Here is a 12,193-nt window from a genome sequence, read left to right as displayed (position 1 = left end):
GGCCGACACAATCACTTTACTCAGGCTTTGCAATTACACGGTAGCGCCCCGGCCGATGCGGCTGACTTTGGCTTTGGCCGTCTTGCTGCCTGCCTCTGCATCGCGTGCAGGCACAAACACCTTGGCCCAGCGGGTGGTGTTCAGGTCCCAACGGGCCTGTACCTGATCGCAGGCCAGATCCAGCTCGGCGCCCTGCAGAACACGCGGTGTGCGCTGTGCCAGCACCACGGTATTGCCTTCGCGTGTGGGGCGGAAGGCCCAGAGCGCATCCTCGCCAAAAGCCTGGGCCATCTGATCCAGGCTTTTGTCAAAGCTTGAGGAGCGGCCAAAGAGGTTGACGGTCATGATGCCGTCCTCGGTCAGCAGATTGCGACAATCGGCATAGAACTCGGCGCTGTCGAGCACGGGAGCCGCTGCTTCGTGATCGTACAGATCGACGGCCAGCGCATCGACAGTGCCCTGCCATTCGGGCTTTTTGATTTCCTGGGCCGCATCGGCCAGCACCACCTGCAGCGTGCTGCTATCGGGCGGCAGCTTGAACCAGCTGCGGCACACGGCCAGGACCTGAGGGTTCAGCTCGACCGCCGTGGTCTTCATGCGCAGTTTCTTGTGACAGAACTTGGTGATGGCGGCCGCTCCCAGACCCAGTTGCATGGCGTGCATCCGGGGCACTTCAGCAGGCTCGGCAAACAGCAGCCAGCCCATCATGCGTTGCACATACTCCAGGTCGATATCAAAAGGATCACGAATACGCATGGAGCCCTGGACCCAGGGCGTGCCCAGATGCAGATAGCGGATATCGCCGTCGTCGGAGACGCTGACTTCGGGCAGCTCCTGGACGCTGGCCACATTCTTGTCTTGCGCGGATTTGGCACCGCCACGGGTTTTACGGATCACGTTTCACACCAATCTTCAAAGTAGGCCATGGGCCGCCAGCGCATGGCGCCAGGCCTGCAGTTTTCTATCGAACGACCAGCCGGCATTGGCCGGGCTGGTGGATGGCAGCTTGAGGGCGATCAGCCCCAGTGCCTCGGTCTGACGGGCATGCTTGTAGCTCTCGCCGCCGTTGTGCAACGCCAGTTGCAGATCAGGACAGCGCTGACGCAGTCCGGCAAAGTCGTTGACCTGGGCCGCGCGAATGGCGCTATCCAGACTACCCTCGCGCTCGCAGCTCGCATACACATCCCACAGACCCAGCCCGCGTGCCAGCAGCCATTCGCAGCGGCCCGCGTAATCACTACGTGGCGGCTGCAGATGCTGGGGCCACAAGGCCTGCAGCAGCGGCCAGAACTGGTTTTGCGGATGGGCGTAGTACTGCGCCAGCTGCAGCGACTTCAGGCCCGGAAAGCTGCCCAGCACCAGGGCCCGCGTGCGGCCATCGGCCACCGCGGCCAGCCCCTGCCAGCGCGGGCCTGTCTCTGTCACGGTGGCAGAAGAATCCTCGGTCATGCCCTATTGTCGCCCAGCCATCATCATCCTGGATCTTGGGCTGACATTCAAAAAGATGAGCATGAGCCTCTTTGCCTGCAAAGGATAGCTACTGCCCCATCTAGGGGAGTGCCGGCAGCCCTTTGAGCGCCTTACGTGCATTGGCCGTGCAGGCCTGCGCCAGCTGCTCAATGCCCATGCCGCGCAGCCGCGCGATCTCCGCCGCAATGCGCGGCAGCTCGGCGGAGCTGTTGCGCCCCTGGGGCTGACCGGCCGCACGCTGTTCGGCCGTGGTGTAGAGCCAGTGCGGCGGAATATCGGGAGCATCGGTTTCCAGAACCAGCGCCTCCAGCGGCAGGCTGGCCGCCAGCTCACGCAGCTTGAGCGCGCGCTCATAGGTGATGGCACCGCCAAAGCCCAGCTTGAAGCCCATATCAATGAAGGCCTGCGCCTGCTGGGCGCTGCCGTTGAACGCATGGGCAATGCCACCCACAACCCTGTGCTGACGCAAGGTCTTGAGCAGACGATCGCTGCTCTTGCGCACATGCAGGATCACGGGCAACTCGAACTCGCGTGCCAGCCGGATCTGCTGCTCGTAGAACCAGATCTGGCACTGCTCGTCCAGCCCGGGGACAAAAAAGTCGAGACCGATTTCACCCACCGCCACCAGTTGCGGGTCGCCGCGCTGCTGATTCAGCAACTCGCGCAGCGCCGCGATATCGGACTCCTGCGCGCCGGGCGTGTAGAGCGGATGAATGCCCAGCGCATAGCTGTCGCCATGGCGATGGGCAAGCGCAATCACGTCCTGCCAGTGGCTGCGCTGCACGGCAGGAATGACCAGATGCGTGACGCCTGCGGCCTGCGCAGCGGCGCGCACGGCATCTCTGTCAGGTGCGAACTCGGGCGCATCCAGATGGCAATGGGTATCTATCCAGGTTGGCATCCACACATCATGCATCGGCTGGGCTGCTTGCGCAGGGCAACCTCGGCCGATGACACGTCAAGTGACTACAGACAGTTTCCAGTCTTGTCCTACGATTCACACATTGAAACAAATAAAACATTAAGCAACTTTACCCACCTGCCCTGCGCGACCGGCCAAAGGAGCAAGTTATGACGGGACTTCTGCAAAGCACGCTCTGGCAACGCCTGAGCCAAAGTCATCAACGCGCCGACATGCAGGGCAAGCTGGCCGCGCTGGATCAGGTGCAGGCCGTGATCGAATTCGATCTGCAAGGTCATGTGCTGACGGCCAATGACAACTTTCTGCGCACCATGGGCTATAGCGCCGAACAGATCATCGGCCAGCATCACCGCATATTCGTCGATGAGGAAACCCGCGGCTCTGTCGAGTACGCCCAGTTCTGGCAGCGCCTGGCAGCGGGTCTGCACGACAGCGGACGCTACCGCCGCATCAACAGCCAGGGCGAGGATGTGTGGCTGCAGGCCAGCTACAACCCGATCTTCGACAGTCAGGGCCAGCCGCGCAAAGTCATCAAGTACGCCACCGACATCACCGAGCAGCAGCAGCACGAAGACGATGCCCGCGGCCAACTCCAGGCCATTGCCAAGGTGCAGGCCATCATCGAGTTCGATCTGAACGGCAACATCCTCACGGCCAACGATCTGTTCCTGCAGACCATGGGCTACTCTCTCGCCGAAGTCGTGGGCAGGCACCACAGCATGTTCGTCCAGCCGCACGAGCGCCAGTCCCCGGCCTATCAGCATTTCTGGCACAAGCTGGCACTGGGCCATCATGATGCCGGCCAGTACCTGCGCATAGGCAAGGCCGGCCGCCAGGTCTGGATCGAAGCCAGCTACAACCCCATACTCGACGCCGAAGGGCGCCCCTTCAAGGTCGTCAAGTTCGCCACCAACATCACACGCCGCGTGACCGCAGCCCAAACCCTGCGTGCCACGGTGGAAGGTCTGACCGAAAGCGCCAACCATGCGCGCCAGGCCAACGAACTGGCCCAGGACGCCTGCAGCGTGGCCGAGGCCGGCGGCCGCACCGTGCAGGATGTGGTGACCACCATGGAATCCATCAGCGCCAGCTCGCGCAAGATCAGCGACATCATCGGCATGATGGACTCCATCGCCTTCCAGACCAATCTGCTGGCGCTCAACGCCGCCGTGGAAGCGGCCCGCGCCGGCGACCAGGGGCGCGGCTTTGCCGTGGTGGCCAATGAGGTGCGCCAGCTGGCCCAGCACAGCGCCGAAGCCGCCAAGGAGATCAAGCAGCTGATCCAGACCTCCGTCACCCAGGTCACCCAGGGGGTGAACCAGGTGCGCGAGGCCGGCACCACCATGGCCGAGATCGTGAACTCCTCGCGCCAGGTCACGCAGATCATGGGCGAGGTGGTGCAGACCTCGCTGGCCCAGTCCGCCAGGCTGCGCGAGGTCACCGACGATCTGACGGCGCAGGATGTTTCAGCCCATCCAGGCTCGGTCAAGCCGCGCCCTGCCGTGCCGCTGCAGGCCTCGGCCCGCGAGCAGGCCACGATCGCTATCCGGAACGCGGCGGTCGGCGCTTATTGAAAAAGGAAAAGCGCCCCAGGCACTTCATGAAAAAGGCCCGGCGCTGCAAAGACAGCGACCGGGCCTTTGCCCGTCGGCAGGCAGGAGGTCAGGCCAGCTGTCCCTGCCCCAGCCTGACCATGCGATCGCAACGCGCGGCCAGTCCTTCGTCATGAGTGACCATCACAAACGCCGTGCCATGGCTGCGCGCCAGCTCCAGCATCAGCGCAAACACCGTATCGGCCGTGCCACGATCCAGATTGCCCGTGGGCTCGTCGGCCAGCACGCACGCCGGACGCGTGACCAGGGCACGTGCAATGGCCACGCGCTGACGCTCGCCGCCCGACAGCTCGGCCGGGCGATGCGCCATGCGCTGGCCCAGGCCCACGGCGCGCAGCATCTCGGCCGCGCGATCCATGCAGTCCTCCTTGGCATCGCGGCGAATGCGCAGCGGCATGGCCACATTCTCCTGGGCCGAGAACTCGGCCAGCAGATGGTGGAACTGGTAGATAAAGCCCAGATGCCGGTTGCGCAGCGCACCCTGCTTTTGCGGGCTGAGCTGGTGCAAGGGCTGGCCCATGAGGCTGACGCTGCCGGTGGAGGGTGCATCCAGCCCGCCCAGCAAGTGCAGCAAGGTGGATTTGCCCGAACCCGAGGCGCCGACAATCGCCAGTGTCTCGCCCGCCTGAACCTGCAGATCCACCCCCTGCAGCACGGTCACATCCAGCTTGCCTTCGGCAAAGCGCTTGGTCAGGCCGCGTGCTTCCAGCACGCTCTGGCCCATCACAACATCATTCATAACGCAGTGCCTCCGCAGGGTTCACGCGGCTGGCACGCCAGCTGGGGTAAATCGTGGCCACAAAAGAAAGAATCAGGGAAATCACGGCGATCGGCACGATGTCCGTGGACTGCGGCTCGCTGGGCATCTTGCTGATCAGGTAGATGTCCTTGGGCAGGAAGTTGGCATGCAGCGCCTGCTCTATGGCCGGCACGATGACGTCGATATTGAAGGCAATCGCCAGCCCCAGCGCCAGACCGGCCAAGGTACCGATGACGCCGACCATGGCTCCCTGCACCATGAAGATGCCCATGATGGACGAGGGCGAGGCCCCCAGGGTACGCAGGATGGCAATATCGGCACGCTTGTCCTGCACGCTCATCACCAGGGTGGACACCAGATTGAAAGCCGCCACGGCCACGATCAGGGTCAGGATGATGAACATCATGCGTTTTTCCAGCTGCACGGCGGCAAACCAGGTCTTGTTCTGCTGCGTCCAGTCACGGATGAACAAGCGGTCCGTCAAGGTGTCAGCGAGTTCATGCGCCACGCGCGGGGCCTCGTGCAAATCCTTGAGCTTGAGGCGAATGCCGGTCGGCCCTTCCAGACGGAAGATGCGCTGCGCATCCTCGTAATGCATCATCACCAGTGCCGAGTCATATTCGTAGTGACCGGAATCGAAGGTGCCGGCCACCGTCATCTGCTTCATGCGCGGCAGCACGCCGGCCGGAGTGACCTGTCCGCTGGGAGCGATCAGCGTGATCACATCGCCTTCGCTCACACCGAGATTGCGCGCCAGCTCGATGCCAAGCACCACCTTGAACTCGCCGGGCACCAGACGCTTGAGCACCTCGCCGCTGGTGGCCGCCAGATCGGTCACCTCGCCCTCACGCGCCGGATCGATACCGCGCACCAAGGCGCCTTTCATATCCTCGCCGCGCGCCAGCAAGGCCTGAGCCGCCACAAAAGGCGCAGCCCCCACCACATCGGGGTTGGCTCTGGCCTCGCGCATGGTGCGCTCCACATCAGGCAGAGGCGCGCCCTGCGGGGCGTAGATTTCCACATGGGAGACGACGCTGAGCATGCGATCCCGCACTTCCTTCTGGAAGCCGTTCATCACGCTCAGCACAATGATCAGCGCCGCCACGCCCAGCGCAATGCCAAGCATGGAGACACCCGAGATAAAGGAGATGAAGCCATTGCGGCGTGTGGCGCGCCCTGCACGGGTATAGCGCCAGCCCACGGCCAGTTCGTAGGGAAATTGCATGTTGCCAGCATTGTGGCATTGCCGGCAATGCCCTGCCGGCGGCGCCAGCCTTATGCGATCTGACTGCCCGCCGCCCCTCTACCGGGGCGGCCTGCTGCGCCCTATGCGCGGCAGATCCGCGTATTGCTCCTGCTGCTCCAGCGTCACCGCATGGGCCTGAAGCTTGGCCAGCAGGCCGTCAAACAAGGCCAGCTCTTCATCGCTGAGGACGGACACGATGTCGGCATGAATCTTGACCATCTCGGGCAGGATCAGGCCGTACATGCGCCGCCCCTCCTCGGTCAGGTAAATGGCCACGCGCCGACGGTCTCCATCCAGAGGCTTGCGCAGCACCCAGCCTTTTTCCTCCAGGCCGCTGAGCGCCCGCGAAGTGCGCGCCCTGTCCAGCTGCACCTTCTGCGCCAGCTTGGAGGACAGCAAACCCTCCTCCGTCGCCAGCGTCGCCATCACACCCCATTCGCGGCGCGTCAGACCGAAGCGGGCCTCGCACATGCGCATGGCCATGCCGCCCGCCACGCCAAAGAAGCGGCTGATGCGAAACAGCAGCATCTGCTGAATGGAGGTGGGTTGTCGGGTATTCACGGGGATGAGTTGATTAGATCAATTGTGGATGTCACTTCTACAGTGTGCATTCCCAATACAGAGACAAGGGAAGTGCCGGGGATTTTCGCAAATGCCGGCTCTTCCTTCAGACAAGAGAGTGATTCCATGGCTCGCCTGACTGCACCCCGCCGCCTTCTTCAAACCAGCCTGGCTCTGCTGCTGGGCTGCTCCGCCTTCGCCTCCCAGGCCCAGCCTGCCGATGACGCAGCCGCCGCCGCCTGGCCTCACAAGCCAGTTCGGCTGATAGCAGCCTTCGCTCCCGGTGGGGCTGTGGACATACTGGCGCGCGGCGTCGGAGAAGTGCTTCAACGTGAGACCAAGCAGCCATTCGTTGTTGAAAACCGCACCGGCGCTGGCGGCAATATAGGAGCCGATTACGTCGCCAAGGCTGCCGCCGACGGATACACCATGCTGATCGGCCTGGACACGAGCTTCACGGTCAACCCGCTGATCTACAAAAGCATGCCGTTCAAAAATGGCGACCTGCGTCCTGTCATGGTGTTCGCCTCGCAAGGCATGCTGATGGCCGTCAGTCCCAAGACAAATATCAAGACACTGGAGCAGTTCATCGCCCGCGGCAAGGACAAGGGCCTGACCCAGGGGTCCGCCGGCTATGGAACCCCCGGCCATCTGGCCTCCAGCATCCTGACTTACGCCACCGGAGCCAAGGTCAACCATGTGCCCTACAAAGGCAATGCACCTGCCACGCTGGCCATGCTCTCTGGCGAGGTCGACGGCGGCGTCATCAGCTCCACCGCCATGCTGCCCCATGTGACCACTGGAAAGATCACGGCGCTGGCCGTGACCACGGCCCAGCGCAACCCCTTGCTGCCGGAAATTCCATCCGTGGGCGAGCTCGGACATAAAGAGCTGCAGCAGGAAGTGCTTTTCGCTGCCTGGGTACCCAGCAGCACACCTGAGCCGCTGGTGCAGAAAATCCAGGCCCAGTTCGAGAAGGCCATGAAGGACGGCACTTTGCGTGAACGCATGCGTGTCAACGACATGGTCTACGAAGGGCTGACAGGCGATGCGGCCGTCAAGCGCATTCAGGCCCTGGCCGAGCGTTACCGGGTTCTGGCCCAGGCCACCGGCATGAAGATGGAATGAGCGCTTGCGCCAGCCATCAGCCCCCCCATGACAACGACCCGCATTTCATGACTCGCCCCAACATCATCTTTATCGTCGCCGACGATCTCGGCTATGCCGATCTGGGCTGCTACGGCGGCCGCGATGCCGAGTTCGGCCCGGTATCCCCGGTGCTCGACCGCCTGGCGGCCAACGGCCTCAGGCTCACCCAGGGCTATGCCAATTCACCCGTGTGCTCGCCTACGCGTTTTGCCCTGGCCACGGCCCGCTATCAATACCGCTTGCGCGGCGCGGCCGAGGAGCCCATCAACAGCAAGACGCGCGGCACGCCGCTGGGCGCCAAGCTGGGCCTGCCGCCCGAAATCCCCACCGTTGCCTCGCTGCTCAAGGGCGCGGGCTATCGCACGGCACTGATAGGCAAATGGCATCTGGGCTACCCTCCCCACTTCGGTCCGCTGCGCTCTGGCTACGAGGAGTACTTCGGTCCCATGTCGGGCGGCGTGGATTACTTCACCCATCTGAGCAGCTCGGGCCAGCACGATCTGTGGGTAGGCGAAGAGGAGCATCACGACGAAGGCTATCTGACCGACCTGCTGTCCCAGCGCAGCGTGGACTTCGTCAACCGCATGAGCGAGGGCAACGCCCCCTTCTTCCTGAGCCTGCACTACACGGCGCCGCACTGGCCCTGGGAAACCCGTGATGACCGTGAGACTGCCGAGCAGTTGGGCGCCGGTATCACGCATCTGGCGGGCGGCAATATTCACCAGTACCGCCGCATGATTCATCACATGGATGAAGGCATAGGCTGGATCGTCGAAGCACTGCGCAAGAACGGCCAACTGGACAACACGCTGATCGTCTTCACCAGCGATAACGGCGGCGAGCGCTTCTCGGACAGCTGGCCTCTCGTGGGCGGCAAAATGGACCTGACCGAAGGCGGCATCCGCGTGCCCTGGATCGCCCACTGGCCTGCCGTGATTGCGGCCCGTCGCAGCAGCGCCCAACAATGCATGAGCATGGACTGGTCGGCCACGGTGCTGGATGCAGCTGGTGTGAGCGCCGATCCGGACTACCCGCTGGACGGCGTCTCCATCCTGCCCGTGCTGCGCACCGACGGTGCGGAGTTTGCCCGGCCGCTGTACTGGCGCATGCTCTACCGCAACCAGCGTGCGCTGCGCGAAGGCGAATGGAAATACCTGCGCGTGGAAGACAACGAATACCTGTTCAATCTGGCGCAGGACGAACGCGAGCGTGCCAATCTGGCCGGCCAGCACCCCGAGCGCCTGCAGGCCATGCGCCAGCGCTGGGACGACTGGAATGCCGGCATGCCCGCCATTGCCGAGGACGCGAGCTACAGCCTGGTCTACACCCTGAAAAATATGCCGGCGAGGTGACAAAGCACCCCGCGCCATGCCCGGGCGGCGGCCATGCCCGACAATAGCGCCCATGTCTTTGACCGCGCCTTTGCTGCCTGCCGCCCAAGCCCTGGGCACAGGCGCCTCTGAAATCATTGTTGCCTATGCCAGCGGCCCTGCCGACATTCCCCAGGCATGGGACGGTTTGCAACTCCCTCACCTGCAGGCCTTGCTGGCCACGCTGACGCCGACCCCGCTGGTACAGGGCGACGAGATGGATTTCTCTCCCCCGCATGAGCGCGTCCTGGCTCGTGGCATGCAGCTGCCCGATACACCCGGGCTGATTCCCTGGGCTGCGCTGGCGGCCGGAGACAGCAGCCAGGCCTGTGCCTTCATCACGCCCTGCCACTGGCATATCACGCCGGACCAGGTCCACCAGACCGACCCGGCCAGCGCGCCACTGGACGAAGACGAATCCCGCCAGCTGCTGGCGCTGATCGCGCCCTGGTTCAGCGACGACGGTATCACGCTGGAATATCTGCGCGCCGACCTCTGGCTGGCGCGCGGTGAGGCCTTCAAGGGCCTGGCCACCGCATCGATGGACCGCGCGCTGGGCCGCGACGTGCGTCCGTGGATGCCCGAGCCTATCCAGGGCGCCATCATTCAGCGTCTGCAGACCGAGTTGCAGATGCTGCTCTACACCCATGTCTTCAACGACCGGCGTGCCGAACGTGGCCTGCCCCCCATCAACTCTTTCTGGGTGCATGGCACTGGAGACCTATCCAGCCTGCCCGCGGCGAACTCCCGGACCGTGTGCGTGAATGATCTGCGCCACAGCGCGCTGCAAGGCAATGTGCAAGGCTGGCAAAAGGCCTGGCAGGCGCTGGACAGCGGCCTGATCGCCGAGCTGCAGCAGCGGGCTGCCCGCGGAGAACCGGTCAAGCTCACGCTCTGCGGCGAGCGCAATGCCGTTCAATGGCAAAGCCAGCCACGCGGCCTGATGGACAAGATCAGAAGTGTTTTTGGCACGAAACGCCTGCCTGATCTACGGGAAATGCTATGAAGATAATTCCCAGGTCCATCCCCAACGACAGTGTCTCTGCACTGCTGCAGGCCAAGATTCACCCCTTGCTGGCCCAGCTCTATGCAGCGCGAGGCGTCTGCTCGGCCGACGAACTGGACGATGCCCCGGCCCGGCTGCTGCCGCCCTCGGGCCTGCGCGGCATCGATGCTGCCGTGCAACTGCTGGCCGATGCCATCACCGCGCAAAAGCGCCTGTGCATCGTCGCCGACTATGACTGCGATGGCGCCACGGCCTGCGCCGTGGGCCTGCGCGGCCTGCGCATGCTGGGCGCGGCCCATGCCGACTATCTGGTGCCCGACCGCGTGGTCGACGGCTATGGCCTGACGGCCCCCATCTCGCGCCGAGTCAAGGAGACCGGTGCCGACATGCTGATCACCGTGGACAACGGCATTGCCAGCGTCGAAGGCGTGGCCGTGGCCAAGGAGCTGGGCATGTCGGTCGTGGTGACCGACCACCATCTGCCCGGCGACCACCTGCCGCTGGCCGATGCCATCGTCAACCCCAACCAGCCCGGCTGCGAGTTCGCTAGCAAATCCATGGCCGGCGTGGGAGTCATGTTCTATGTGCTGCTGGCCCTGCGCACCGAGCTGCGCAATCGCGGCCGCTTTGACCGCCACAACCAGCCCCGTCTCGAGCAATTGCTGCCCCTGGTAGCACTGGGCACGGTGGCCGACGTGGTCAAGCTCGATGCCAACAACCGCCGCCTGGTGGCACTGGGTCTCAAGCAGATTCGCAAAGGCGTCATGCAGCCCGGCATACGCGCGCTGTTCGAGGCATCGGGCCGCCGCTTCGACATGGCCACCACCATCGACTTCGGCTTTGCCCTGGGCCCGCGCATCAATGCCGCCGGTCGTCTGGCAGACATGACCATAGGCATCGAGTGCCTGAGCACGGAAGATGTCAGCCGCGCCGACAATCTGGCACGCATGCTGGACAGCATCAACCGCGAGCGCCGCGAGATCGAAGTCAGCATGCGCGAGCATGCCCTGCTCATGGCCGAAGGCCTTTGCGAGGACGGCATGACGCCGCCGCCTGCCATCAGCGTGTTCGACCCCGACTTTCACGAGGGCGTGGTCGGTGTGGTGGCCTCGCGCATCAAGGACAAGCTGCACCGGCCCACGTTTGTGTTTGCAGCCAGCGGCGCCCCGGGCAAGGAACACGAGCTCAAGGGCTCGGGCCGCTCCATTCCAGGCTTTCACCTGCGCGATGCGCTGGATCTGGTCAGCAAGCGCCACCCCGGTCTGATACTGCGTTTTGGTGGCCACGCCATGGCGGCAGGCTGCACCATCGCAGAAGCGCACTTTGACGAGTTCGAAAAGGCTTTTGCCCAGGTCGCCAGGGAATGGCTGGATGCCGCAACGCTGACGCGCAGGCTGGAGACCGATGGCCCGCTGTCGCCCCAATGGCTGGACACCGGCCTGATCGAACAAATGCAGCTGGCCGTCTGGGGCCAGGGCTTTGCCGCGCCGACTTTCAGCGAAGAGCTGGAAATCACCTCGCAGCGCCTGGTCGGCGAAAAGCACCTGAAGCTGGAGCTGCTGCACCATGGCTCCAAGATCGACGGCATCTGGTTCAACCACACCGACCCACTGCCCGCGCGCACCACCCTGGCCTATCGCCTGGACATCAACGAATGGCGCGGCGAACGCAAGGTGCAGTTTCTCGTGGAAGCCGCGCAGGACTTCGAGGGCGGTGCCGGCAACATGGGCTTCTGATCCTCGCCCCAGCCAGGACCGCCGCCACAGCAAACGTGGCGGCTGCCCACTTCACGCTGTGCCCGACACTTAGAACTGCTCCCAGCTATCGTCCTCCGCAGTGCTTGCAAGGGACTGCTCCTTGGACCTGGACGCTACCGGCCTGGGAGCTACAACGGCAGGCTGAGCGGCCGGGTTGAGCGCCTTGATCGTCGCTAGCGGCTTGGGGAGCACTGCGGACACGGTCGTGAAAGCCTCTGCATTGCGTCCCAGCTTGAAGACTGAGACCACTTCCGCCAGGCGGCGCGCCTGCTCCTGCATGGACAGCGCCGCCGCACTGGACTCCTCCACCAGCGCCGCGTTCTGCTGCGTCATCTGGTC

11 protein-coding genes and 1 pseudogene are annotated in these 12,193 nt (G+C 64.0%); 5 read left to right on the top strand and 7 right to left on the bottom strand.

The annotated features are described in order from the left end of the window. Nucleotides 1-33 precede the first annotated feature (33 nt). The 3 genes from JAO85_RS03675 to JAO85_RS03665 form a co-directional block, all read right to left on the bottom strand. Complete coding sequence (locus JAO85_RS03675) at nucleotides 34-897, bottom strand: hypothetical protein (protein WP_012837166.1); 864 nt, start codon at nucleotides 895-897, stop codon at nucleotides 34-36. A gap of 15 nt (nucleotides 898-912) precedes the next feature. Next, nucleotides 913-1,449, bottom strand: a complete 537-nt coding sequence (locus tag JAO85_RS03670) for a DNA-deoxyinosine glycosylase (RefSeq protein ID WP_012837165.1) — start codon at nucleotides 1,447-1,449, stop codon at nucleotides 913-915. 100 nt (nucleotides 1,450-1,549) lie between these two features. Next, nucleotides 1,550-2,371, bottom strand: coding sequence for a TatD family hydrolase (locus tag JAO85_RS03665; protein WP_034362191.1), 822 nt, complete (start codon nucleotides 2,369-2,371; stop codon nucleotides 1,550-1,552). 170 nt (nucleotides 2,372-2,541) lie between these two features. Here JAO85_RS03665 and JAO85_RS03660 point away from each other — a divergent pair, with 170 nt between their 5' ends. Next, nucleotides 2,542-3,966 (top strand): methyl-accepting chemotaxis protein, encoded by a 1,425-nt coding sequence (locus JAO85_RS03660; protein WP_202787533.1) that lies wholly within the window; start codon nucleotides 2,542-2,544, stop codon nucleotides 3,964-3,966. 88 nt (nucleotides 3,967-4,054) lie between these two features. Here the strand turns inward: JAO85_RS03660 and lolD are convergent, their stop codons facing one another. The 3 genes from lolD to JAO85_RS03645 form a co-directional block, all read right to left on the bottom strand. Continuing rightward, on the bottom strand, nucleotides 4,055-4,744 hold the full coding sequence (lolD, locus tag JAO85_RS03655; RefSeq protein ID WP_046462569.1) for a lipoprotein-releasing ABC transporter ATP-binding protein LolD: 690 nt from the start codon (nucleotides 4,742-4,744) through the stop codon (nucleotides 4,055-4,057). Then, complete coding sequence (locus tag JAO85_RS03650) at nucleotides 4,737-5,990, bottom strand: lipoprotein-releasing ABC transporter permease subunit (protein WP_003066109.1); 1,254 nt, start codon at nucleotides 5,988-5,990, stop codon at nucleotides 4,737-4,739. The genes lolD and JAO85_RS03650 overlap by 8 nt, the downstream gene beginning before the upstream one ends. Before the next feature lie 78 nt (nucleotides 5,991-6,068). Beyond that, a complete protein-coding gene (locus JAO85_RS03645) occupies nucleotides 6,069-6,539 on the bottom strand; it encodes a MarR family winged helix-turn-helix transcriptional regulator (protein WP_039049836.1) in 471 nt (156 codons plus the stop codon). Nucleotides 6,540-6,698: 159 nt separating this feature from the next. Between JAO85_RS03645 and JAO85_RS03640 the strand changes: the two genes are divergently transcribed. Genes JAO85_RS03640 through recJ form a run of 4 tightly spaced genes read left to right on the top strand, consistent with a single transcriptional unit; the run spans nucleotide 6,699 to nucleotide 11,833 of the window. Beyond that, nucleotides 6,699-7,700, top strand: a complete 1,002-nt coding sequence (locus tag JAO85_RS03640; RefSeq protein ID WP_202787532.1) for a tripartite tricarboxylate transporter substrate binding protein — start codon at nucleotides 6,699-6,701, stop codon at nucleotides 7,698-7,700. Further along, a complete protein-coding gene (locus tag JAO85_RS03635) occupies nucleotides 7,697-9,073 on the top strand; it encodes a sulfatase (RefSeq protein ID WP_237734713.1) in 1,377 nt (458 codons plus the stop codon). Before JAO85_RS03640 ends, JAO85_RS03635 begins: the two co-directional genes overlap by 4 nt. A gap of 52 nt (nucleotides 9,074-9,125) precedes the next feature. Beyond that, nucleotides 9,126-10,097, top strand: a complete 972-nt coding sequence (locus JAO85_RS03630) for a phosphoglycerate mutase (protein WP_202787531.1) — start codon at nucleotides 9,126-9,128, stop codon at nucleotides 10,095-10,097. Continuing rightward, nucleotides 10,094-11,833, top strand: coding sequence for a single-stranded-DNA-specific exonuclease RecJ (gene recJ, locus JAO85_RS03625; protein ID WP_202787530.1), 1,740 nt, complete (start codon nucleotides 10,094-10,096; stop codon nucleotides 11,831-11,833). Before JAO85_RS03630 ends, recJ begins: the two co-directional genes overlap by 4 nt. A 69-nt stretch (nucleotides 11,834-11,902) precedes the next feature. Here recJ and JAO85_RS03620 read toward each other — a convergent pair. Then, nucleotides 11,903-12,193 (bottom strand): annotated as a pseudogene (locus tag JAO85_RS03620) (methyl-accepting chemotaxis protein); the annotation flags it as partial.

The sequence above is a fragment of the Comamonas sp. NyZ500 genome, from assembly GCF_016772095.1.
Classification (GTDB): domain Bacteria; phylum Pseudomonadota; class Gammaproteobacteria; order Burkholderiales; family Burkholderiaceae_C; genus Comamonas; species Comamonas thiooxydans.
Note: the sequence above shows the minus strand (reverse complement) of the source record. Positions and strands in the feature narration are given on the sequence as shown.

Excerpts from the sequence above, each read along its gene's own strand:
- JAO85_RS03670 (WP_012837165.1), bottom strand. The coding sequence starts at position 1,449 with ATGACCGAGGATTCTTCTGCCACCGTGACAGAGACAGGCCCGCGCTGG.
- JAO85_RS03665 (WP_034362191.1), bottom strand. The coding sequence starts at position 2,371 with ATGCCAACCTGGATAGATACCCATTGCCATCTGGATGCGCCCGAGTTC.
- JAO85_RS03660 (WP_202787533.1), top strand. The coding sequence starts at position 2,542 with ATGACGGGACTTCTGCAAAGCACGCTCTGGCAACGCCTGAGCCAAAGT.
- lolD (WP_046462569.1), bottom strand. The coding sequence starts at position 4,744 with ATGAATGATGTTGTGATGGGCCAGAGCGTGCTGGAAGCACGCGGCCTG.
- JAO85_RS03650 (WP_003066109.1), bottom strand. The coding sequence starts at position 5,990 with ATGCAATTTCCCTACGAACTGGCCGTGGGCTGGCGCTATACCCGTGCA.
- JAO85_RS03645 (WP_039049836.1), bottom strand. The coding sequence starts at position 6,539 with ATGCTGCTGTTTCGCATCAGCCGCTTCTTTGGCGTGGCGGGCGGCATG.
- JAO85_RS03640 (WP_202787532.1), top strand. The coding sequence starts at position 6,699 with ATGGCTCGCCTGACTGCACCCCGCCGCCTTCTTCAAACCAGCCTGGCT.
- JAO85_RS03635 (WP_237734713.1), top strand. The coding sequence starts at position 7,697 with ATGAGCGCTTGCGCCAGCCATCAGCCCCCCCATGACAACGACCCGCAT.
- JAO85_RS03630 (WP_202787531.1), top strand. The coding sequence starts at position 9,126 with ATGTCTTTGACCGCGCCTTTGCTGCCTGCCGCCCAAGCCCTGGGCACA.
- recJ (WP_202787530.1), top strand. The coding sequence starts at position 10,094 with ATGAAGATAATTCCCAGGTCCATCCCCAACGACAGTGTCTCTGCACTG.